Raw genomic sequence first — 23134 nt, forward strand, 5'->3', positions numbered from 1 at the left:
GCACCGCACGCACCCTGACCGTCGCCGGGGTCGCCGCTGCCGGCGACCCCGGCGACGGTCAGGGTGCGTGCGGTGCCGGGCAGGGCGAGGACGTCTCCGGGCTCGGCGAGCAGTGCGCGGGCCAGGTGGCTCTCCAGCACCACGCCGTCGGGGTGTGCGCCGTCCAGCCAGCGGCCGGAGGTGAGGAGCGGGCGCCCGATGGCGGGCCGGGCGGTCGTGCCGCGCAGTTCGACGGAGGCGCGCACGCCACGGGAGGCGATGGTGGCCGACTCGGTCGGGTAGGGGCCGGCGACGGACTCGACGCCGTCCAGAGCCGCGAGTTCGCGTGCGTCGGCGGAGGGGCCGGTGTGGATCCACACGTGCGCGTCCCGCGACTGTGCGAACACGCGCTGCCAGGGGTTGGTCGCATAGCCGAAGAGTGCCGTCGCAAGGAGCAGGGAGACGACGACTCCGGCGGTGGCGAGCACGATGAACAGTGCCTCGCCGCGGTGTGTGCGCAGATCGGAGTGGACCCAGCGCAGGGTTGCTCGCATGGGCCTCAGCCTCTCGGACCGGGTGTGGCGGGGCGGCTGCGGCTGTGCCGAGGGCTCCGCGGGGCCGATTGCCCCCACCCGGGTACGCCGGGACGGCTGTGGTTGAGCCGGCGTATCCGCAGGGTCGGCCGGCTCGGCTCGCGTGCGCCAGGGCGGCCATGGCCACGCCGGGCAATCCGCAGGGCCGCCTCTCCCGGCTCGCGTGTGCCTGGGCGGGCCGGCGCCGGCGCCAGTTCGTCGTACACCGCTTCGTCGTACACCGCGGTCAGTCCTTCAGCTCCAGCACCCCGGACGTGCCGACCCGGCGCGACGGTGTGCCGGTCAGTTCCGCGTCGTCCGCGATCCGTCCGTCGAAGAAGCTGATGACCCGGTCCGCGGCGCTGGCCAGCCGGGCGTCGTGGGTGACCAGCACGATCGTCTGGCCGCGCTGGTGGAATCGGGAGAGCAGCCGCATGACCTCGCGGGTGCCCCGGCTGTCCAGGCTGCCCGCGGGTTCGTCGGCCAGCAGCAGCGGCGGGTGGTTGACCAGGGCGCGGGCCAGCGCGACCCGCTGCTGCTCACCGCCGGACAGCTCGCCCGGCATGCTGCGCTCCTTGCCGGCCAGACCCAGCTCGTCCAGCAGCGCCTCCCGCTCGGCGCGCGCACGCTTCGGCGGCACCCCGGCGAGGAGGGCGGGCAGCTCGACGTTGTCCGCGACGGAGAGGTTGGAGACCAGATTGAAGAACTGGAAGACGATCCCGATGCGCCGGCGGCGCTCCACGGCCCAGCGCGCCTCGGTGTAGGAGTCCGCGCACTCGCCGTCCAGCCAGATGCTGCCGCCGTCCGGCCGTTGCAGCCCCCCGAGCAGATGCAGCAGCGTCGACTTGCCGGCGCCGGACGGGCCGGTGACGGCCACGAACTCGCCCCGTGTCACGCACAGATCGACCCCGCGCACGGCATGTGCCGGGGCACCCTCGCCGTGGTGCGTCTTGACCAGGCCCTCGGCGCGCAGCAGAGGAGTGGGGCTCTCGCTCACTCCGACTCCTCCAGTTCCTCCTGGCAGCGCTCCAACCAGTCGAGGTCGGCCTGCAGATGCAGCATCGCGCCCTCGATCAACAGGTGGGCGACACGGTTGTCCCGGTCCTCGGTGGCGGCCAGCTTCGACAGGCTGCGCATGGTGTTCAGATACTGGCGCCGCTGTTTGTTGATCAGCGCGATCTGGTCGGCCAGACCGGTCTGCGGGGCGAGCACGAGCTTCATGAAGAACTCGTCCCGCACCCGGGGCTCGTCCGCCGTCTCCTCGTACCAGGCGTGCAGCGCCTCGCGCCCGGCGTCGGTGAGGTGGTAGATCTTCTTGTTCGGCCGGCTCGACTGCTCGACCTCTTCGCCCTCGATCAGTCCCGTCTTCTCGAGGCGGCCGAGGGTGACGTAGATCTGGCCGATGTTCGGCTGAGGGTACGCGGAGCCCAGCAGTTGCTCAAGGTCCTGCTTGAGCTCGTAGCCGTGGGCCGGACCGCGCGCGAGGAGTGCCAGGAGCGGCAGGCGCACTCGTCCCTCTCCTCCTCGCGTCCTTGTAATGTGCTGCAGACCCTAGTATCGCCCATACCTAACAGGTATACATGGCCTCTGACTCCGGGCGAAGGGGCCCGGCGCCGGTGCACAGGGAGGAACCTATGCGGTGGATACACGCCGCCGGTAGGGGCCTTCTCGTCCTCGTCGTGATCTTGACGGGATATGTGGCCTCGGGTGCACGGGCCGACGAGTCGGCCGCAGGCGACCGAGGGCCCTTGACCCTCGCCACCGCCGGGGACCTCACCGGATACCTCGGCCCTCTGCTGGCGGGATGGAATCGCACCCATCCCGATGAGAAGGTGACGCTCGTCGAGCTGCCGGACTCGGCCGACGAGACCCGCGCGCAGATGATCACCGACCTGCGCGGCGGCGACCGGGGCCGCTTCGACGTCCTCAACATCGACGTCGCCTGGACCTCCGAGTTCGCGGCGGCCGGCTGGGTCCGCCCGCTGGAACACGACCGCTTCCCGCTCGGCTCCTTCCTGCCCCCGGTGGTCGACACGGCGACCTACGACCGGCGGCTGTACGCCGTCCCGTACGTCACCAACGCCGGGCTGCTGCTCTACCGCAAGGACGTCCTCGCGAGGGAGGGCCTGCCGCCGCCACGCACGTGGGCTGAGCTGGAACGGGTCGCGAAGACCGTCGCCCCGAAGTACGGACTCGACGGCTACGCCGGCCAGTTCCTGCCGTACGAGGGCCTGACCGTCAACGCGGCCGAGGCCGTGTACTCGGCCGGGGGCACGATCCTGGGCGACGAGGGCGAACGCGTCACCGTGAACTCGAACGCGGCCCGCGAGGGCATCGGGTTCCTCGCTCGCGGGGTGCGCGAGGGCTGGATTCCGCGGCGGGCGCTGACCTACAAGGAGGAGGAGTCCAAGCAGGCCTTCCTCGACGGCCGTCTGCTGTTCCTGCGCAACTGGCCGTACGCCTACGCCGCCGCCTCCGCCGCGGGATCCCCGCTGGCCGGGAAGGTCGGGGCCGTGTCCCTGCCCGGTCCCGACGGGCCGGGCGCCAGCGTGCTCGGCGGCTCCAACCTGGCCGTCAACACCCATGCGCGGCACCCCGACACGGCCGCGCGCCTGCTCGCGTACCTCACCAGCGAGCCCGTCCAGCGCCAGGTCCTCACGCGCGGCGCGCTGCCGCCGGTGCGTGCCGATCTCTACGACGATCCCGCGCTCGTCCGGCGCTTTCCCTATCTGCCGATCCTGCGCGAGAGCGTGCTCACCGCCGCTCCGCGCCCCAAGAGCCCGCGCTACGACCAGGTCAGCCTGGCGGTGCAGGCGGCCGTGCAGGACGCGATGACCGGGCGTGAGACGCCCGAGGCGGCGGTGCGGCGGATGGCTCGCGAGCTGGCAGCCATCTCCAGTCGCTAGTTACTTGTTAGGTAACGGCGTCGTCTCATCTGACGCCTGGATGCCCCAATGCGTCCGTATTTGGTGAGTCAACTCGCCAGTATCCTTTGTTTCTTTCATTGACACCCCCGCGATACGCCTACCTAACATGCATGCATGTTGAGTAAGTACCACTGGTGGCGTGACGCGGTGATCTACCAGGTGTACGTCCGCAGCTTCCTGGACAGCACCGGTGACGGCATCGGCGATCTCGCGGGCGTCCGGGCCGGACTGCCGTATCTGAAGAAGCTCGGCGTCGACGGGATCTGGCTGAGCCCCTTCTATCCCTCGCCCCAGCACGACCACGGCTACGACGTGGCCGACTACTGCGATGTCGACCCGCTCTTCGGTGACCTCGCCGAGTTCGACCTGCTGATGGCGGCGGCCCGGCGACTCGGCATCAGGGTGCTGCTCGACATCGTCCCCAACCACTGCTCCAGCGAGCATCCGTGGTTCCGTGAGGCACTCGCCGCCGGACCCGGCAGCGCGGCCCGCGCCCGCTTCCACTTCGCCGACGGCCGCGGACCCGACGGCGCCGAGCCGCCCAACAACTGGCACTCCATGTTCGGCGGCCCGGCCTGGACCCGCGTCACCGAGGCGGACGGACGGCCCGGCCAGTGGTACTTGCACATGTTCGCGCCCGAACAGCCCGACTGGAACTGGCGCAACCGCGAGATCGGCGCGGAGTTCGACCGGATCCTCCGTTTCTGGCTGGACCGGGGCATCGACGGTTTCCGTATCGACGTCGCCGCCGGTCTCTTCAAGCACCCGGAGCTGCCCGACTCGGACGACCCGGAGGCCGACGCCCGCACCCGCGACTCGGTCAACCCGCTCGCCTGGAACCAGCCCGAGGTGCACGACGTGTGGCGGCACTGGCGGGGCGTGTGCGAGGAATACGCCGCCCGCGACGGCCGCGAGCGGCTGCTGGTCGGCGAGGTGTCCGTCCCGACGGCCCGTGAGCACGCCGAGTACGTCCGCTCCGACGAGCTCCACCAGGCCTTCTTCTTCGACCTGCTCAGCGCCCCGTGGGAGGACGGCGCCTTCCGCAAGGTCATCTCCGAGGCGATGCAGGACATAGCCGGCACGGGTTCGACGGTCACCTGGGTCCTCAACAACCACGACCAGGTCCGCACCGTCACCCGCTACGGCGAACCGGCCACCGAAGGCAGCGGACTCGGTGCCGCCCGCGCACGCGCCGCCGCGCTGCTGATGCTGGCGCTGCCCGGAGCCGCGTACATCTACCAGGGGGAGGAGCTGGGCCTGCCCGAGGTCGTCGACCTGCCCGACGACGTGCTCACCGACCCGATCTTCCGCCGGACCGGCAGCCGGGCCCGCATCCGTGACGGCTGCCGGGTGCCGCTGCCCTGGTCGGGTCAGGCGTCGCCGTTCGGCTTCACCTCCGGGGTGGAGGGCGCCAAGCCGTGGCTGCCGCAGCCGGAGTGGTTCGCCGAGCACGCCACCGACCGGGCCCTCGCCGACACCCGCTCCTTCTGGCACCTGTACCGCGAAGGCCTCCAACTGCGCGCCTCCCTGCCCCAGTTGGGCGAGGGAACGTTGCGCTGGCTGGACACCCCGCCGGGCGTCCTCGCCTTCGTCCGCGGCGACGACCTGGTCTGCGCCGTCAACTTCACCACGGCGCCCGTGCCCGCGCCGGTCTCCGGCACCCCGCTGCTGTCCAGCGGGCCCTGCCCGGCGGCCGGGGTGCTGCCCGGCTCGACCACCGCCTGGTGGATCAGTGACCTCCCGTCAATTCCCCATCCTCTGAAGGGACATCAACGATGATGCGACGACGTACCACCCTGCTCACCGGCTGCATCGGCCTCGTACTGGCGCTCGGCGCCACCGCCTGTGGCGGCGGCCCGGTCACGGCGGGCGGAGGCGACAAGGCGCTCGGTGGCCAGACGGTCACCGTGGCCGGTGTCTGGTCCGGCAGTGAGCAGGAGAACTTCCAGAAGGTGCTCGACGCCTTCGGTGCGAAGACCGGCGCGAAGACCCAGTTCGTGTCCACCGGGGACAACGTCTCCACCGTCGTCGGCAGCAAGATCGAGGGCGGCAACGCCCCCGATGTCGTGATGGTCCCGCAGGTCGGCGTGCTCCAGCAGTTCGCGAAGGAGGGCTGGCTCAAGCCGCTGTCCAAGCCCGCCCAGCAGTCCGTCGGCGCCAACTACGCCGAAGTCTGGAAGACGTACGGCAGCGTCGACGGCACGCTCTACGGCCTGTACTTCAAGGCCGCCCACAAGTCGACCGTCTGGTACAGCCCCGACGCCCTCACGCAGGCCGGCGTCGAGCCGCCGAAGTCGTACGACGAGATGCTGAAGGCCGGGCAGACCGTCTCCGACTCCGGTCTTGCCGCGTTCTCGGTCGCCGGACAGGACGGCTGGACGCTCACCGACTGGTTTGAGAACGTCTACCTCTCCCAGGCCGGACCCGAGAAGTACGACGCCCTGGCCGCCCACGAACTGAAGTGGACGGACGCCAGTGTGGTCGAGGCGCTCACCACGCTCGGCACGCTGTTCAAGGACAAGCAGCTGGTCGCGGGCGGGCAGAAGGGGGCCCTCAACACCGACTTCCCGGGCTCGGTGGAGAAGGTGTTCGGGCCGAAGCCCGAGGCAGGGATGGTCTACGAGGGCGACTTCGTCGCCGGGGTGGCCAAGGACCAGTTCGGCAAGAGCATCGGCGAGGACGCGAACTTCTTCCCGTTCCCCGCGGTCGAAGGAGGCACCGCGCCCGTCGTCAGCGGCGGCGACGCGGCCGTCGTCCTCAAGGACGGCAAGAACGCCGAGGCCGGCATGAAGCTCCTGGAGTACCTCGCGACCCCCGAAGCGGCGGCGGTGTGGGCCGAGGCGGGCGGCTTCCTGTCCCCGAACAAGGGGCTCGACCCCGCCTCCTACGGCGACGCTGTCACCCGGGCGACCGCCAAGTCCCTGGTCGGCGCGGGCGATTCGGTCCGCTTCGACATGTCCGACCAGGCGCCGGCGGCGTTCGGCGGCACCAAGGGCGCCGGCGAGTGGAAGATCCTCCAGGACTTCCTGCGCGACCCCTCGGACCCGAAGGCGACCGCGGCCGAGCTGGAGAAGGCGGCGGCCAAGGCGTACGGGAACTGACCGCCATGACCGCAACCCTCGTGAAAGAGGCGAGCCCCCCGGTCGCCGCCGGTGCCGGACGTGGCCGGCGCTCGCGGCGGCGGGGGCGGATCGTCGCCCTGCTGTTCGTCTTCCCCGCCCTGCTCCTGCTCGGCGCCCTCGTCGTCTACCCGGTGCTGTTCTCCGTCGGCCGCAGCTTCTTCGACGCGTCCGGCACACAGTTCGTCGGCGGCGACAACTACACCGAGATGTTCCGCGCCCCGGCGACCCTCAAGGCCGTACGCAACACCGCGATCTGGGTCGTCGTGGCGCCGACGCTGCTGACCGGGCTGGGGCTGATCCTGGCCGTCCTGGTGGAGAAGGTCCGCTGGGCGACGGCGTTCAAACTGCTGCTGTTCATGCCGATGGCGGTGTCCTTCCTCGCCGCCGGCATCATCTTCCGGCTCGCCTACGACGAGGACCCCGACAAGGGCGTGCTGAACGCCGCGGTCGTCGGCGTCCACGACGCCTTCCAGGGCACTTCGTCGTATCCGACGGCCCGGGCGCGCGACGACCAGGGGATGACCAAGGAGGCGGACGGGGCGTACCGGACGACCGCGGACGCCTCGCCCGGAGACACGGTGGCGCTCGGCCTGGTCGGCGTGCTGCCCGGCGATGTGCCGGACGACGCTGAGCCCGCGTACGCGGCGGCCGAACGCAAGGCCGGCACCGGTGAGCTGCGCGGAGTCGTGTATCTGGACTTCACGCCCGGCGGGGGAGGGGAACAGGGGCGCGTCGACCGGCGGGAGAGCGGGCTGCCGGAGATGACGGTCGAGGCGGTGCGCGACGGGAAGACGGTCGGTACGACGACCACCGCGTCCGACGGCTCCTTCCGCTTCGAGGGGCTGCGCGAGGGCTCGTACACCGTGAAACTGCCCGCCTCGAACTTCGCCCCGCCCTACGACGGCGTCTCCTGGCTGGGGCCCGCGCTCGTGACGCCCGCGATCATCGGGGCGTACCTGTGGATCTGGACCGGCTTCGCGATGGTGCTGATCGGCGCGGGACTGTCGACGCTGCCCCGGGACTCGCTGGAAGCGGCCCGGATGGACGGCGCGAACGAGTGGCAGATCTTCCGGAAGATCACCGTGCCGCTGCTCGCACCGGTGCTGACCGTGGTGTTCGTGACCCTGGTGATCAACGTGATGAAGGTCTTCGACCTCGTCTACATCATCGCGCCCGGACCCGTGCAGGAGGACGCGACCGTCCTGGCGACGCAGATGTGGCTGGTGTCCTTCGGCGGAGGCAACGACCAGGGACTCGGCAGCGCGCTCGGCGTCCTGCTTCTCCTCCTGGTGATCCCCGCGATGGTCTTCAACGTCCGCCGTTTCCGAAGGAGTCAGCGATGAACGCCGTCCGACGAGGCCTGGGCAACAGCCTGGTCCAGGCCTTCCTCGTGGTGCTGGGCCTGATCTGGCTCACCCCGCTGGCCGGGCTCTTCCTGTCGTCGCTGCGGTCCGCCGAGGACACGGCGACGGGCGGCTGGTGGACGGTGTTCACCAGCCCAGGCCAGTTGTCCTTCGACAACTACTCCGCGCTGCTGGAGAACGCCGGGATCACACAGGCGTTCTGGAACACGGTACTGATCTCGGTCCCGACCACGACCCTGGTCGTCGTCGTCGCGGCACTCGCCGGATACGCCTTCGCCTGGCTGGACTTCCCCGGCCGCGAGCCGCTCTTCCTGCTGGTGGTCGCGCTGTTGGTGGTGCCGGTGCAGATCGGCCTGCTGCCGGTGGCCAAACTCTTCGGCCAGCTGGGCCTGTTCGGCACGATCCCGGGCGTGGTGCTCTTCCACGTGGCCTACGGGCTGCCGTTCGCCGTGTTCCTGCTGCGCAACTACTTCGCCGAGATACCGAAGGAGATGCTGGAGGCGGCACGGATGGACGGCGGCAGCGAGTGGCGCATCTTCATCCGCCTCGTCCTGCCGGTGGGCCGCCCGGCCGTCGCCAGCCTTGCCATCTTTCAGTTCCTCTGGGTCTGGAACGACATGCTGGTGGCCCTGCTCTTCGCCGACAGCGCCTCCCAGCCGCTCACGGTGGAACTCCAGTCCCAGATACGGCAGTTCGGCAGCAACATCGACGTACTGGCACCGGGCGCCTTTGTGTCGCTGATCGTGCCGGTCGTGGTGTTCTTCGCGTTCCAGCGGCACTTCGTGCAGGGGGTGATGGCGGGGTCGGTCAAGTAACTTTGTGCGATTCCCGTTCGAGTGCCCTAGTCTCTCGCTGACTCAGGGGAGGCAAAGGGTGGGGAAGAGACGTGCGGCCACCGCCGTGGCGGCGACCGTGATCGTGCTGGGGATGTCGCTCACGGCGTGCGGTCGACAGGCGCCCTACGGCAGCCTGGACGAGGTGCCGGAGAAGCTGGCCGCCGACGGCACGACCGTCGTGGTCGGGGACCCTTCGGCCGTCGTGACGGTCCATCTGTACGAGGATCCGCGCTGCCCGGTCTGCGAGGAGTTCGAAACCACCGGTGGCGGCCCGGAGTTGCGGAAGGCCACGCTGGCGCGGGACGCGGCCACCGAGTACACCCTGGCCTCGTTCCTCGACGACCGGGTCGGTGGCAGCGGCTCGAAGAAGGCGGTCAACGCATTGCGGGCCGCCTTGGAGGCAGGCAAGTTCGCCGAGTATCACGAGGTGCTCTACGCCAACCAGCCCGAGGAGGCCGTCGACGGCTTCACCGACGCCTATCTGCTCGAACTGGCCGGCCAGGTCGACGGACTGCGCGGTCCGGCCTTCGATTCCGCCGTCAAGAGCATGAAGTACCGCGCCTTCGTGACCGCCTCCGAGAAGGCCTACGAGCGCGCGGGCGGCAAGAAGGAGCCCGAGGGTCCGGGCACGCCTACCGCCGTCGTCAACGACGTGCGCATTCCGACGGACTACAACGGGGTGCTCTTCGACGCGGCGGCCTTCACCGGTCTCCTGAAGCAGATCGGCGAAACACCGGAGGAGTGGCGGGACTTCGAGTTCTGATCCGACAGGACAGCACCCTCTGTACGACGACGCCGGGCCCCGCCACGATGGCGGGGCCCGGCGTCGACTTCTTTGAGAGGTACGGCCGTTACGGCGAAGCCGGCGGATACAGCGACCGCGGCAGCTGGGACGCCGCCGCGGCGTCCAGTAGCCACAGGGTGCGCTGCCTGCCGTAGGCACCCGCCGCCGGGGCCTGGACCTCGCCCGCGCCGGACAGGGCGATCGCCGCGGCGTTCGCCTTGTCCTCGCCGGCCGCCAGCAGCCACACCTCGCGGGCCGCTCGGATCGCGGGGAGCGTGAGGGTGACCCGGGTGGGCGGGGGCTTGGGGGCGCCGTGGACGCCGACCACCGTGCGCTCGGTCTCCCGTACGGCGGGCAGTTCCGGGAAGAGGGAGGCCACGTGGGTGTCCGGGCCGACGCCCAGCATCAGGACGTCGAACGTGGGCACGGCGCCGTGGTTCTCCGGGCCCGCGGCACGGGCCAGTTCCTCGGCGTAGGCGGCGGCCGCCGCCTCCGCGTCGGCGCCGTGCGGTCCGTCCGAGGCGGGCATCGCGTGCACCCGCTTCGGGTCGAGCGGAACCGCGTCCAGCAGGGCCTCGCGGGCCTGCGTGACATTGCGCTCGGGGTCGCCCTCGGGCAGGAACCGCTCGTCGCCCCACCACAGGTCGAGCCGGCCCCAGTCGACGGCGTCCCGGGCCGGGGCGGCGGACAGCGCGGCCAGCAGGCCGTTGCCGTTGCGGCCACCGGTGAGCACCACCGACGCGGAGCCGCGCGAGGCCTGGGCGTCCACGATCTTCGTGATCAGCCGGGCCGCGGCGGCCTGCGCCATCAGTTCCTTGTCGCGGTGCACGACCAGTTGCGGGGTGCTCACTTCGCTGCCGCCTTCTTCACCGGTGCCTCCGCCGCCGCGTCTTTCGCGGGAGCCTTGGCAGCCGACTCGACGGGAGTGCGGACCGCTTCTCCTTTGGCCGGAGCTTCTCCTTTGGCCGGGGACTCCTCGGCCGGCGGTTCCTCGGCCTTGGCCACGGCGGCCTCGGCCAGGGCGACGGCCTGCTCCGCCTTGGCCACCGCGGCCTCGGCTCCCCGAACCGCCGACGTGGGCGCCGCGTTCAGCCGCTCCACCCCGAACCTGAGCGCTGACGCATACGTGTCGTCCGGGTCGAGCCGCCGCAGCTCCTCAGCGATCAGCTCGGCCGTCTCCCGCCGCTTCAGTGCCACCGCACGGTCCGGCTGGCCCTCGATGGACAGGGTCGCCAGGGAGCCGTCCGCCCGGTCGAGCACGATCGGGCCGCAGTTGGTGTCCATACGGACCGCCGTCAGACCGGGGCCCGACGACAGCGACCGCTTCACGGGGACGTCCAGCCGGTCCGCGAGCCACATGGCCAGCAGCTCACAGCTCGGGTTGAACTCCTCGCCCTCCACCTCGACGGCCTTCACCTCGCAGACGACCTGGTCCAGGGCCGCGGCCAGCATCGAGCGCCAGGGCGTGATGCGGGTCCACGACAGGTCCGTGTCGCCGGGGGCGTAGGTGTCGGCGCGGGCGCTGAGTTCCCGTACGGGCTGCTCGGCGGCGTAGGTGTCGGTGACCCGGCGCTGCGCCAGGGCGCCCAGCGGGTCGTGGGCCGGGTCGAGCGGTGCGTTGACCGGCCACCACACCACCACCGGGGCGTCCGGCAGCAGCAGCGGCAGGACGACGGACTGGGCGTGGCCCACCACTTCGCCGTAGAGCCGCAGCACCACCGTCTCGCCGGTGCCGGCGTCCGCGCCCACCCGCACTTCGGCGTCCAGGCGGGAGGCCGTACGGTCGCGCGGGGAGCGGGAGACGCGCTTGATGACGACCAGCGTGCGCGAAGGGTGCTCGTGCGACGCGTCGTTGGCGGCCTTCAGGGCGTCGTAGGCGTTCTCCTCGTCGGTGACGATGACCAGGGTGAGGACCATGCCGACGGCGGGTGTGCCGATGGCGCGGCGGCCCTGGACGAGCGCCTTGTTGATCTTGCTGGCCGTGGTGTCCGTGAGGTCTATCTTCATGGCCGGCGCCAGCTCCGTCCGTCTCGTTCGAGCATGTCGTCCGCCTCGACGGGGCCCCACGTTCCGGCCGGGTACTGCGCGGGCCTGCCGTTGCGGTCCCAGTACTCCTCGATCGGGTCGAGGATCTCCCAGGACAGCTCGACCTCCTCGGTGCGCGGGAAGAGGTTGGAGTCGCCGAGCAGGACGTCCAGGATCAGCCGCTCGTACGCCTCCGGGCTCGACTCCGTGAAGGACTCGCCGTACGCGAAGTCCATGGAGACGTCCCGGATCTCCATCGAGGTGCCGGGCACCTTGGAGCCGAAGCGGACGGTGACGCCCTCGTCGGGCTGGACACGGATGACGATCGCGTTCTTGCCCAGCTCCTCCGTCGCCGTGTGGTCGAAGGGGGAGTGGGGCGCGCGCTGGAAGACGACCGCGATCTCGGTGACGCGGCGGCCGAGCCGCTTGCCGGTGCGCAGATAGAAGGGGACGCCCGCCCAGCGGCGGTTGTCGATCTCCAGCTTGATCGCGGCGTAGGTGTCGGTCTTGGAGTGCGGGTCGATGCCCTCCTCCTGGAGGTACCCGACCGCCTTCTCGCCGCCCTGCCAGCCCGCCGCGTACTGTCCGCGGACGGTGTCCCGGCCCAGGTCCTTCGGCAGCCGCACCGCGCCGAGCACCTTGGTCTTCTCGGCGGCCAGCGCGTCCGCGTCGAAGGAGGCGGGCTCCTCCATTGCGGTTAGCGCCATCAGCTGGAGGAGGTGGTTCTGGATGACGTCACGGGCGGCGCCGATGCCGTCGTAGTAACCGGCTCGCCCCCCGATGCCGATGTCCTCGGCCATCGTGATCTGGACGTGGTCGACGAAGGACCGGTTCCAGATCGGCTCGAACATCGTGTTGGCGAAGCGCAGCGCCAGGATGTTCTGGACGGTCTCCTTGCCCAGGTAGTGGTCGATCCGGAAGACCTGGTCCGGGGCGAAGACCTCCTCGACGGTCGAGTTGAGTTCCTCGGCCGACTTCAGGTCGTGGCCGAACGGCTTCTCGATGACCGCACGCCGCCAGGAACCGCTCGTCTGGTCGGCCAGGCCGTGCTTCTTCAGCTGCTGGATGACCACCGGGAAGGAACGCGGCGGCACCGACAGATAGAAGGCGAAGTTGCCGCCCGTGCCCTGGGCCTTGTCCAGCTCCTCGATGGTGGCGCGCAGCCGCTCGAACGCCTCGTCGTCGTCGAAGGTGCCCTGGACGAAGCGCATCCCCTGGATGAGCTGCTGCCAGACCTCCTCACGGAACGGCGTACGGGCGTGCTCCTTGACGGCGTCGTGGACCTCCTGCGCGAAGTCCTCGTTCTTCCACTCGCGGCGCGCGAAGCCGACCAGGGAGAAGCCCGGCGGAAGCAGCCCCCGGTTGGCGAGGTCGTACACCGCGGGCATCAGCTTCTTCCGGGACAAATCGCCCGTGACGCCAAAGATGACCAGGCCCGACGGCCCCGCGATACGCGGGAGCCGTCGGTCGGCGGGGTCACGAAGCGGATTCGCTCCGGAACCGGAGAGAGGGGTCAAGGTGTCAGCCCTCCGAGGGGGCGAGGCGATCGAGGACCGCCTCGGTCGACTTGAGCAGGTCGTTCCAGGACGCCTCGAACTTGTCGACGCCCTCGTCCTCCAGCACCTGGACCACGTCGTCGTACGAGATCCCGAGCGCCTCGACCGCGTCGAGGTCGGCGCGGGCCTGCTCGTAGGTCCCGGCGATGGTGTTGCCGGTGATGTCGCCGTGCTCCTCGGTGGCCTGAAGCGTGGCCTCCGGCATGGTGTTCACCGTGTTCGGGGCGACCAGGTCGTCGACGTACAGGGTCGGCTTGTACGCCGGGTCCTTCACGCCGGTCGAGGCCCACAGCGGACGCTGCTTGTTGGCGCCCGCGTTCTCCAGCGCGCTCCAGCGGTCCGTGGAGAAGACCTCCTCGTACGCCTGGTAGGCGAGACGCGCGTTGGCGACGGCGGACTTGCCGCGCAGCGCCTTGGCCTCGTCGGTGCCGAGGGCGTCGAGCCGCTTGTCGATCTCGGTGTCCACGCGGGACACGAAGAAGGAGGCCACCGAGTGGATCAGGGAGAGGTCCAGGCCCTTGGCCTTGGCCTTCTCCAGGCCCGCCTGGTAGGCGTCCATGACCTCGCGGTAGCGCTCCAGCGAGAAGATCAGCGTGACGTTGACGCTGATGCCGTTGCCGATCACCTCGGTGATCGCCGGCAGGCCCGCCTTGGTCGCCGGGATCTTGATCAGCGTGTTCGGGCGGTCCACCAGCCAGGCCAGCTGCTTGGCCTCGGCGATCGTCGCCTTGGTGTTGTGCGCCAGTCGCGGGTCGACCTCGATGGAGACCCGGCCGTCCTGGCCGCCGGTGGCGTCGTACACCGGGCGCAGGATGTCGGTGGCGTCGCGGACGTCCGCCGTGGTGATCATGCGGACGGCCTCTTCGACGGTGACCTTGCGGGCGGCGAGGTCCTCGAGCTGCTGCTCGTAGCCGTCGCCGCTGCTGATCGCCTTCTGGAAGATGGTCGGGTTGGTGGTGACGCCCACGACGTGCTGCTCGTCGATCAGTTCGGCGAGGTTGCCGGACGTGATCCGCTTGCGCGACAGGTCGTCCAGCCAGATCGCGACGCCTTCATCGGAGAGGCGCTTCAGTGCGTCTGTCATGGAAAATGCATCTCCTACGTGTCGTATGTGAGCGTCAGCGCTGGGCTGCGGCGATCGATTCCCGCGCGACGGCGGCCACGTTCTCGGCAGTGAACCCGAACTCGCGGAAGAGGACCTTGCCGTCGGCCGAAGCACCGAAGTGCTCCAGGGAAACGATGCGACCGGCGTCCCCCACGTACTTGTGCCAGGTGAGACCGATACCGGCCTCGACCGCCACGCGTGCCTTCACGGAAGGCGGCAGGACGCTGTCCCGGTACCCCTGGTCCTGCTCCTCGAACCACTCCACCGACGGCATGGACACGACCCGAGTCGGCACCCCGTCGGCCTCCAGCTGCTCGCGCGCCCCGACGGCGACGTGCACCTCGGAGCCCGTCGCGATCAGGATGACCTCCGGCGTGCCCGTGGACGCCTCGAACATCACGTAACCACCGCGCGCGGCATCCTCGTTGTGCTCGTACGTCGGCACGCCCTGACGGGTCAGCGCCAGACCGTGCGGGGCGCCCTTGCCGAAGACCTTGGTGTAGCGCTTGAGGATCTCGCGCCAGGCGATGGCGGTCTCGTTGGCGTCGGCCGGCCGCACGACGTTCAGGCCGGGGATGGCGCGCAGCGAGGCGAGGTGCTCGACCGGCTGGTGCGTCGGGCCGTCCTCGCCGAGACCGATGGAGTCGTGCGTCCAGACGTACGTCACCGGCAGGTGCATCAGCGCCGACAGACGGACGGCGTTGCGCATGTAGTCGGAGAAGACGAGGAACGTGCCGCCGTAGATACGGGTGTTGCCGTGCAGCGCGATGCCGTTCATCTCCGCGGCCATGGAGTGCTCGCGGATGCCGAAGTGGATGGTCCGGCCGTACGGGTCGGCCTCCGGGAGCGGGTTGTCCGCCGGGAGGAACGACGACGTCTTGTCGATCGTCGTGTTGTTGGAGCCGGCCAGGTCGGCCGAGCCGCCCCACAGTTCGGGGATGACCGCGCCGAGCGCCTGGAGGATCTTGCCGGACGCGGCGCGCGTGGCGACGCCCTTGCCCGCCTCGAAGACCGGGATCTTCTCCTCCCAGCCGGTCGGCAGTTCGCCCTTGCTGACGCGGTCGAACTCGGCGGCGCGCTCCGGATTGTTGTTGCGCCACTCCTGGAAGGACTTCTCCCACTCCGCCTTGGCCTGCCGGCCGCGCTCGCCCAGTGCGCGGGTGTGGCCCAGGACCTCGTCCGAGACCTCGAAGGACTGCTCGGGGTCGAAGCCGAGGACGCGCTTGGTGGCGGCCACCTCGTCGTCGCCGAGCGCCGAGCCGTGCGCGGCCTCGGTGTTCTGCGCGTTCGGGGCGGGCCAGGCGATGATCGAGCGCATCGCGATGAAGGACGGCTTGTCCGTCACCTGTTTCGCGGCCTCGATGGCGTTGTAGACGGCGTGCGGGTCGAGGTCGCCGTCCGGCTTCGGGGCGACGCGCTGCACATGCCAGCCGTACGCCTCGTACCGCTTGACGGTGTCCTCGGAGACAGCGGTCTCGGTGTCGCCCTCGATCGAGATGTGGTTGTCGTCCCACAGCAGGATCAGGTTGCCGAGCTGCTGGTGACCGGCCATGGAGGAGGCCTCGGCGGAGATGCCCTCCTGGAGGCAGCCGTCACCGGCGATGGCGTAGACGAAGTGGTCGAACGGGGAGGTGCCGGGGGCGGCCTCCGGGTCGAACAGACCGCGCTCGTAGCGGGCGGCCATCGCCATGCCCACCGCGTTGGCGACACCCTGGCCGAGCGGGCCGGTGGTGGTCTCCACGCCGGTGGTGTGGCCGTACTCCGGGTGGCCCGGGGTCTTTGAACCCCACGTCCTGAAGGCCTTCAGATCGTCCAGCTCCAGGCCGAAGCCGGCCAGGTACAGCTGGGTGTAGAGGGTCAGGGACGAGTGCCCGGCGGACAGCACGAAACGGTCGCGTCCGGTCCAGTCGGCGTCCGCCGGGTCGTGCCGCATCACCTTCTGGAAGAGGGTGTAGGCGGCGGGCGCCAGGCTCATCGCCGTACCGGGATGGCCGTTGCCGACCTTCTGTACGGCATCGGCGGCCAGGACGCGGGCGGTGTCGACGGCCCGCTGGTCCAGCTCGGTCCACTCGAGGTCTGTGGTGGTCGGCTTGGTGCTCACCCTGGGTCAGGGCTCCTCTCCACATGTCACGCATGTCGGAACGTCACGCATGTCGCCATGCCGGTGCATGTCATGCACGTCGATTGCCGGTGCTCTGCACGCCCCGGCCGTTGTCGAGCCTACCCCCGCCGGTACGCGCGTTTTTTCGAGTCATTCCAGACTGCCGGGGCAGCCCCGGATCCGCCTCCCGACCGGTCCGTTTCGTGTTCGGCATCTGAATACGGAGCCGCTCGTAAGAGTGCTCAATCGAGTGCCCGGGGGCTCGTCCACAGGCGCCGCTCAACACGACCCCACCCCCGCGAATGTCCGGGTCTGGGCAACGTCTACAGTGGCGTGGTACGCGCGAGCCTTTACCGGGACTTCACACGGTTGAGGCTTGCTGGGATGTCTCTGTCAGGGGTGTGCGTGACGGCCGTTGAATCCCGTCCTGCGGGGGTTATCGGGGCGAGCCAGAGCCCGAGCCGGCGGCCGGTAGGGGCCCGGGTCAAGGCGTTCGTGGCGTTGACCAAGCCGCGGATCATCGAGCTGCTGCTGATCACCACCGTTCCGGTGATGTTCCTCGCCGAGCAGGGCGTTCCGGACATGAAGCTGGTCCTGCTCACGTGCGTCGGCGGCTATCTCTCCGCGGGCGGCGCCAACGCGCTGAACATGTACATCGACCGTGACATCGACGCGCTCATGGACCGCACCTCGCAGCGCCCCCTCGTCACCGGCATGGTCAGCCCGCGCGAGTGCCTGGCCTTCGGCATCACCCTGGCCATCGTCTCGACCCTGCTCTTCGGCCTGGCCGTCAACTGGCTGTCCGCCTGGCTGTCGCTGGGCGCGCTCCTCTTCTACGTCGTCGTCTACACGATGATCCTCAAGCGCCGTACCTCGCAGAACATCGTGTGGGGCGGCATCGCCGGCTGCCTGCCGGTCCTCATCGGCTGGTCGGCCGTCACGAACTCCATGTCGTGGGCGCCGATCATCCTCTTCCTCGTCATGTTCTTCTGGACGCCGCCGCACTACTGGCCGCTGTCCATGAAGGTGAAAGAGGACTACGCGCGCGTGGGCGTGCCGATGCTGCCGGTCGTCGCCAGCAACAAGGTGGTCGCCAAGCAGATCGTCCTCTACAGCTGGGTGATGGTCGCGGTGTCCCTGCTGCTGACCCCGCTCGGCTACACGGGCTGGTTCTACACGCTGGTCGCGCTGCTGGCCGGCGGCTTCTGGCTCTATGAGGCGCACGGTCTGCAAAGCCGTGCCAAGGCCGAGGTGACGGGCGCGAAGCTCAAGGAGATGCGGCTGTTCCACTGGTCGATCACCTATGTGTCGATCCTCTTCGTCGCCGTCGCGGTGGACCCGTTCCTGCGCTGACGTGCGCATCACACGCCCCTGGTCTCGCCAGCTGATCTACCCGTGAGTAGCATCCTGGCCATGGCAGACACGCAGCAGGTTGACGCGAAGGCCGAGCGCAAGGTGGCCCGGCTCGCCCAGCAGATCAGCACCTTCTCCAAGGCTCACGGCGGCGCCGAGGGGCAGGTCGCCTACATCGGCGAGCGCGGCGCCCGCATCGTCCTCGTCGGCGCGGACGGCGGCTGGGGCGACCTGGTGGCCCCCTCGTACGAGATCGCCCAGAAGGCGGTGGAGAAGTCCGGGATCACGGTCCACGAGGACTTCGACGGGGAGTTCGCGGCGAAGGTGACGACGGGGACGTACGAGTGGAAGCGGATGGCGGGCATTCAGATCGGCGGGTCCCGAGGCTGACATCAGTCGGTCGTTCGCTCGGGGTGTGTGCGAGCAACACCTGAACGCGGGCTCACCCGTTAGGACCGTAGAAGGACACGGTCCAGCAACGGGGAGCCCGGATGATCGAGACGCCGTCCCTTGTGGACCAGTACTGCCATGGCGTCCTGCGGACAGAGCTGGGCCTTGGCACCTTCGAGGCGCAGCTGGCCCGCACCGAGGGCCCGCCCGCGCCCGGCACCACCCTCTTCGACACCCAGACCGGGTTCGCCGTACGGCGTTGGTGCCCCCCGCTGCTCGGCCTGGAGCCGCACTGTCCGCCCGCCCGCTATCTCGCCCGGCGCCGTGAACTCGGCGTACTGGAATCGGGCCGCAGGCTGCTGCGCGGCAGCGGCATCACGACGTATCTGATCGACGCCGGGCTGCCCGGCGACCTCACCGGCCCGGGCGAGCTGGCGTCCGCCGCATCCGCCGAGGCGCGCGAGATCGTACGGCTGGAGCTGCTCGCCGAACAGGTCGCCGACACATCCGGCACGGTGGAGTCGTTCCTCGCCAACCTCGCCGAATCGGTGCACGGGGCAGCCGGGAGCGCCGTCGCCTTCACGTCCGTGGCGGGCGTGCGGCACGGGCTGGCGCTGGCGCCCGAACCGCCGGGGCCGGGGGAGGTGCGCGGCGCGGCGGGGCGCTGGCTGGCGGGGCGGCGGGTCGGCGGGGAGTTGAGCGACCCGGTGCTGCTGCGGCACCTGCTGTGGATCGCGGTGGCGTCGGGGCTGCCCCTTCAACTGCATGCCGGGCTCGGCGAACCGGGCTTACGCATCGACCGCACCGACCCCGTCCTGCTCACCGACTTCGTACGGGCCACCGCGGGCCTGGGCACGGACCTCGTCCTGCTGCACAGCTACCCCTACCACCGGCACGCCGCCCACCTCGCCGGCGTCTTCCCGCACGTCTACGCCGACTCGGGCGCCGCCCTGGTCCGCACCGGCGCCCGCGCGGCCACCGTCCTCGCCGAGATCCTCGAACTGGCCCCCTTCGGCAAGATCCTCTTCTCCAGCGGGGCCCAGGGGCTGCCGGAGCTGCATGTCGTGGGGGCGCGGCTGTTCCGTGAGGCGCTCGGGCGGGTGCTCGGCGGCTGGGTGGCCGAGGGGGCGTGGTCGCTGGCCGACGCGCAGCGGGTGGCCGGGCTGATCGCGGCCGGGAACGCGCGGCGGGTGTACGGGCTGGAGTGAGCGGACGGACGAGGTGAGCGTCAGGCCCTGGTCAGGGCCGCCTCGGCCGCCGGGCCCGGCACATCCACGACGTCCTCGGGGCGTTCCCGCAGCGCCAGCAGCACCCTCAGCGTCCCGATCCACACCAGGCACGAGCCGAACATGTGGGCGCCGACCAGGATCTCGGGGAGGTCCGTGAAGTACTGGACGTAGCCGATGGCGCCCTGGGCGAGCAGGATCAGGAACAGCTCGCGGGTGCGGGCCAGCGGGCCCTTGGGGGCGTCGACCGCCTTGAGCACGAACCACAGGGCGAAGGTCAGCGTCACCACGATCCAGGCCAGGACGGCGTGCAGCTTGCTGACGTCCTCCCAGCCCATGCCCATCGGCAGAGCCATGCGCGGCACGTCGCTGGAGTCGCCCGCGTGCGGACCCGTGCCGGTGACCACCGTGCCGACGGCGATCAGCAGCACGGTGACGCCCACCAGGACCCACACCAGCTGCTGCACCACCTTGCCGACCAGCGGACGCGGCACCCCGTCGCCCTCCCGCGTGCGCTGCCACATCACGGTGGCGATCGCGATCAGGGCCGAGGACAGCAGGAAGTGGGCGGCGACCGTGTACGGGTTGAGGCCGACCAGCACCACGATGCCGCCGAGCACCGCGTTGCCCATCACGACCCAGAACTGCGCCCAGCCCAGCCGGGTCAGGCTGCGCCGGTACGGCTTCTCGGAACGCACGGCGATGATCGCCCAGCCGACGGCCGCGCACAGCGCATACGTCAGCATGCGGTTGCCGAACTCGATGACGCCGTGCAGGCCCATCTCGCTGGTGGTGGTCAGCGAGTCGGCGGTGCACTTGGGCCAGGTCGGACAGCCGAGGCCCGAGCCGGTCAGCCGCACCGCGCCGCCGGTCACCACGATGACCACCGACATGACGAGCGCGGCGAGGGCCGCCCGCTGAACCGTCCGGGGATGCGGGGTCCAGCGTGCGGCGATGAAGGCGAGCGGGTTGCGCACGGCGGCTACGGCGTCGGCGCGGGTCACGTTTGGCACGGGACCCATCGTAGGGGGCCGCTTGTGCACGAATTCACGTGGGGGCGCGGTCAGGACGGGGCGGGCAGGGGCTCCGGTGTCTGCGACGGGGACGGCGGGCTCTCACCGTCCAGCGCGGCCTTGATGCGACGGGCCCGGGCGCGGTGCTCGGCCGCCTGGTTCTCGTCGGCGGTGCACAGGGCCAGACGTTCGTAGACGGCGACGAGGGACGGGTGGTTCTCGCCGAGCCGGGTGCGGAAGATGCCCTCGGCGAGGCGCAGGGCACGTTCGGCGTCGACCTGGTCGTCGGTGCTCAGGGCCAGTGTGGTGCCGGTGGTGATGAGGACGGCGCCGAGCCGCGAGAGGGTCTTGGCGCGGTAGTGGTGGTCGGCGCCGTACTTGTCGGCGTAGATCTTCTCGGCCTCCTGGAGGGTCTGGAGCGCCTCGGCGGTCCGGCCCTGGGCGTGCTGCAGGGAGCCCAGCTTGTTGAGGCAGGCCGCGTACTTGTGCCGCTCGGTGTCGCGGCGCTTGCGGTGCAGTTCGACCACCGGGGTCAGCAGTGCCTGAGCCGAGTCCAGCTTGGCGCGCGCCTGCCGGTTGAGGCGGCTGCGCCGCAGGGGACGGCGGGACGCACGCGCACGCTCGCGCAGTTCCTCGCCCTGGCGCCGGCGCACATCGGCCAGGAACTTGGCGACCTGGGAGGTCTCGAAGTCGTCGGGCCCACGCAGGGTGCGAAACACCGTCAGCGCCTCGTCCAGCTGTAGTTCCGCGGTGTCGAGGTCGCCGCGGTCCTGGGCGACGATGCCCACGTCGCGGCGCAGCATCGCGCGGAAGACCGTGTGCTCGCGGGGCTCCTCGCTGCCGTTCTGCGGAATCCGGTCCTCGGCACGCGCGTACCGTTCGAGCGCCTGGGTCAGTTGACCGGCGTTCCGGTGGATCATGCCGGCCTCCTGCTCGGCGACGGCGCGGTCGAGGCCCTCCCAGTCGGCCCCCGGGCCTTCGTAGATCACGATCGCCCGGGTCACCGCGCCCAGCGCCGCGTCGAAGCTGATCTGCTCGCGCAGGATGCCGCCGAGCTGGCGCAGGCACTGAGCCTGCAACGGCAGGAACGCCGGATCGTCCCGGTGACCCCGGCACTCCTCCAAGGCCCTGCGGCAGCCCTCCTCCGCGGCGTCGAGGTCGGCCAGCAGATAGCGCTGGCGGGCGACGGCGAGCAGGGCGGTGGTACGGCCCAGGTCGTCGGCGTCCCGGCCGTAGAGCTCACGCAGCGTCGCCTCCCGCTCGAAGAGGTCGAGCGCGCCCGCCCAGTCGCAGCGATGCTCCTGGTACTCGCCGACCCGGTGCAGCAGGCGGGCCAGGGCATACGGGTCGAGAGCGGCCCCGTACACCCCGTCGCCGTCCTCGGAGGCCGCCCACACCAGCTCGTCCATGACCGCCTCGACGTGCGGCATCAGTTCCTCGCAGACGGTGCGCTGCCTCAGTTGCTGCGGCATCTCGGGGAACGCGGTCTCCAGCAGCCGGACCGCGGCCTGCGACCAGACGAGCCGGGCCTCCTCGTCCATGCGCTGCCGTACGAACCTCTGGACCTGCGGATGCATGCCGTACGCGACGGTGCCGCTCTCCTTGTCCCCGCTGCGGCGCAGCAGGGAGTAGTTCGACAGCCGCCGCGCGACGCGGTTGAGCGCCGCCCGGTCCTGGATGACCTCGCGCAGCGGCGACGGGATCATGTCCGGATTGCTCATCAGCATGTCCTGCCGGACGTCCTCGGACGCGAGGAAGCAGCACAGCCGCATCAGGTCCTCGGCCACCTCCTCGACCGCCGTCACCCGCTCGATGGCCAGCCGGAACGTGGCGGCGGCCCGGCCGGCGGGGTCCTCGGGCAGCCGGTGCAGATACTCCCGTACCGAGATCTCGGCCTGCGCGATGTAGGCGCCCGCCTGTTCCAGGGACAGAGGCAGCCAGTGCAACCGGGTGCCCAGCTCACGCAGTGCCTCGTCGTCGTGGTGGGTGGCGCCGGTGCGGGCACGCAGGAAGGCCAGTCCGTCGTCGGCACCGAGGTCGTGCAGCTCGATCACCGTCGTCCTCGCCCGCAACTCGTCCCAGCCCTCACGCCGCTGCGTGGTGATCAGGACCTCGCCCTGTCCGGCCCGGGGCAGCAGGGACGGCCGCGGGTCCTCGGGGTCGTCGTGCAGCGGGCCCAGGCTGTCGTCCTGCACGTCGTCGTACACCAGCAACCAGCCCCGGGTGTCCCGCAGCCGGCCCCAGAGCCGGTTCAGCACCACGGCCTGCGACGCGTGTTCCGGGATGCCCAGACAGGCGGCCAGTTCCAGCAGCTCGCTCCTGAGCCGCTCGTAACTCGACGAGGCCAGCCACCACACCAGGGACGGGCCGCTCTCCAGCCGGTTCTCCGCGAAAGTGGCGGCAAGCTGGGTCTTGCCGATACCGCCGAGGCCATGGACCACGGCGACGCGTATGCCACCGTTGCGCTCCTGCGGCTTCAACGCCGCCGAGATCGCCCAGAGTTCGTCCTTACGTCCGGTGAAGTACCGCGAAGAACTCGGGAGGTTGGACGGAGGTACGTACAGCGGATCCTCGTCCGCGGCGCGCGCGGGCGAGGGCGCGGAACGGGTCCGGTGGACGAAGTAACCGGAAACCGCCGACACTCCGCCCAGCAGACCGGCGCCCGACGCCAGCCACACCAGGCTCGCACCCTGCGTGTCCTGTGCCATGACCGACAAGAAGACCGCGCCGGCCCCGGTCACGGAACTGAGCGCGGTCTTGAGGTGACGTCGACTCATCGAG

General features: G+C 70.4%; 19 protein-coding genes. 9 read left to right on the forward strand and 10 right to left on the reverse strand.

Annotation, left to right across the window (positions count from 1 at the left end):
• From ACTWQO_RS40330 to ACTWQO_RS40340, 3 genes are all read right to left on the reverse strand, one after another.
• Nucleotides 1–533 (reverse strand): ABC transporter permease (locus tag ACTWQO_RS40330; RefSeq protein WP_443242345.1); only part of this gene is annotated, 533 nt, incomplete at its 3' end.
• A gap of 265 nt (nt 534–798) precedes the next feature.
• Nucleotides 799–1548 carry an ABC transporter ATP-binding protein gene (locus ACTWQO_RS40335; RefSeq protein WP_443242346.1) on the reverse strand — a complete coding sequence of 250 codons (750 nt, stop codon included), beginning with the start codon at nt 1546–1548 and terminating at the stop codon, nt 799–801.
• Nucleotides 1545–2060: a PadR family transcriptional regulator gene (locus ACTWQO_RS40340; RefSeq protein ID WP_210575785.1), complete on the reverse strand. Its 516-nt coding sequence runs from the start codon at nt 2058–2060 to the stop codon at nt 1545–1547. The genes ACTWQO_RS40335 and ACTWQO_RS40340 overlap by 4 nt, the downstream gene beginning before the upstream one ends.
• A gap of 125 nt (nt 2061–2185) precedes the next feature.
• Here ACTWQO_RS40340 and ACTWQO_RS40345 point away from each other — a divergent pair, with 125 nt between their 5' ends.
• From ACTWQO_RS40345 to ACTWQO_RS40370, 6 genes are all read left to right on the forward strand, one after another.
• Entirely contained in the window at nt 2186–3457 is a 1272-nt protein-coding gene (locus ACTWQO_RS40345) for an ABC transporter substrate-binding protein (protein ID WP_443242347.1), read from the forward strand.
• A 135-nt stretch (nt 3458–3592) separates the two neighbouring features.
• Entirely contained in the window at nt 3593–5257 is a 1665-nt protein-coding gene (locus tag ACTWQO_RS40350) for a glycoside hydrolase family 13 protein (RefSeq protein WP_443242348.1), read from the forward strand.
• The gene (locus tag ACTWQO_RS40355; RefSeq protein ID WP_443242349.1) at nt 5254–6579 is read left to right on the forward strand and encodes an ABC transporter substrate-binding protein; all 1326 of its coding nucleotides are present in this window, start codon (nt 5254–5256) and stop codon (nt 6577–6579) included. Before ACTWQO_RS40350 ends, ACTWQO_RS40355 begins: the two co-directional genes overlap by 4 nt.
• Nucleotides 6580–6584: 5 nt before the next feature.
• Nucleotides 6585–7943 (forward strand): ABC transporter permease subunit, encoded by a 1359-nt coding sequence (locus ACTWQO_RS40360; protein ID WP_443242350.1) that lies wholly within the window; start codon nt 6585–6587, stop codon nt 7941–7943.
• The gene (locus ACTWQO_RS40365; protein WP_443242351.1) at nt 7940–8779 is read left to right on the forward strand and encodes a carbohydrate ABC transporter permease; all 840 of its coding nucleotides are present in this window, start codon (nt 7940–7942) and stop codon (nt 8777–8779) included. The genes ACTWQO_RS40360 and ACTWQO_RS40365 overlap by 4 nt, the downstream gene beginning before the upstream one ends.
• A gap of 112 nt (nt 8780–8891) precedes the next feature.
• The gene (locus ACTWQO_RS40370) at nt 8892–9563 is read left to right on the forward strand and encodes a DsbA family protein (protein WP_443242392.1); all 672 of its coding nucleotides are present in this window, start codon (nt 8892–8894) and stop codon (nt 9561–9563) included.
• Between the two features lie 88 nt (nt 9564–9651).
• Here ACTWQO_RS40370 and pgl read toward each other — a convergent pair whose 3' ends face one another.
• From pgl to tkt, 5 genes are read right to left on the reverse strand one after another with little or no spacing between them, the layout of a single operon-like run.
• On the reverse strand, nt 9652–10434 hold the full coding sequence (pgl, locus tag ACTWQO_RS40375) for a 6-phosphogluconolactonase (RefSeq protein ID WP_301978953.1): 783 nt from the start codon (nt 10432–10434) through the stop codon (nt 9652–9654).
• Nucleotides 10431–11591, reverse strand: a complete 1161-nt coding sequence (gene opcA / locus ACTWQO_RS40380) for a glucose-6-phosphate dehydrogenase assembly protein OpcA (RefSeq protein ID WP_443242352.1) — start codon at nt 11589–11591, stop codon at nt 10431–10433. Before opcA ends, pgl begins: the two co-directional genes overlap by 4 nt.
• Nucleotides 11588–13126 carry a glucose-6-phosphate dehydrogenase gene (gene zwf / locus ACTWQO_RS40385; RefSeq protein ID WP_443242353.1) on the reverse strand — a complete coding sequence of 513 codons (1539 nt, stop codon included), beginning with the start codon at nt 13124–13126 and terminating at the stop codon, nt 11588–11590. The genes opcA and zwf overlap by 4 nt, the downstream gene beginning before the upstream one ends.
• A 4-nt stretch (nt 13127–13130) precedes the next feature.
• Nucleotides 13131–14249, reverse strand: coding sequence for a transaldolase (gene tal / locus ACTWQO_RS40390; protein WP_443242354.1), 1119 nt, complete (start codon nt 14247–14249; stop codon nt 13131–13133).
• A gap of 34 nt (nt 14250–14283) precedes the next feature.
• Nucleotides 14284–16371, reverse strand: a complete 2088-nt coding sequence (tkt, locus tag ACTWQO_RS40395) for a transketolase (RefSeq protein ID WP_443242355.1) — start codon at nt 16369–16371, stop codon at nt 14284–14286.
• A gap of 399 nt (nt 16372–16770) precedes the next feature.
• Between tkt and ACTWQO_RS40400 the strand changes: the two genes are divergently transcribed.
• The 3 genes from ACTWQO_RS40400 (at nt 16771) to ACTWQO_RS40410 (ending at nt 19322) form a co-directional block, all read left to right on the forward strand.
• Nucleotides 16771–17724: a heme o synthase gene (locus ACTWQO_RS40400; RefSeq protein ID WP_443242393.1), complete on the forward strand. Its 954-nt coding sequence runs from the start codon at nt 16771–16773 to the stop codon at nt 17722–17724.
• 60 nt (nt 17725–17784) lie between these two features.
• Nucleotides 17785–18114 carry a hypothetical protein gene (locus ACTWQO_RS40405; protein WP_443242356.1) on the forward strand — a complete coding sequence of 110 codons (330 nt, stop codon included), beginning with the start codon at nt 17785–17787 and terminating at the stop codon, nt 18112–18114.
• 101 nt (nt 18115–18215) lie between these two features.
• Nucleotides 18216–19322 (forward strand): amidohydrolase family protein, encoded by a 1107-nt coding sequence (locus tag ACTWQO_RS40410; protein ID WP_443242357.1) that lies wholly within the window; start codon nt 18216–18218, stop codon nt 19320–19322.
• Nucleotides 19323–19342: 20 nt separating this feature from the next.
• On the opposite strand, the gene ACTWQO_RS40415 is transcribed toward ACTWQO_RS40410, so the two are convergent.
• Entirely contained in the window at nt 19343–20362 is a 1020-nt protein-coding gene (locus ACTWQO_RS40415) for a COX15/CtaA family protein (protein ID WP_443242358.1), read from the reverse strand.
• Between the two features lie 41 nt (nt 20363–20403).
• On the reverse strand, nt 20404–23130 hold the full coding sequence (locus ACTWQO_RS40420) for a tetratricopeptide repeat protein (RefSeq protein WP_443242359.1): 2727 nt from the start codon (nt 23128–23130) through the stop codon (nt 20404–20406).
• Nucleotides 23131–23134: the final 4 nt, after the last annotated feature.

Origin of the sequence: Streptomyces sp. 4N124, from assembly GCF_052245395.1 — a bacterium.
Lineage (GTDB): Bacteria > Actinomycetota > Actinomycetes > Streptomycetales > Streptomycetaceae > Streptomyces.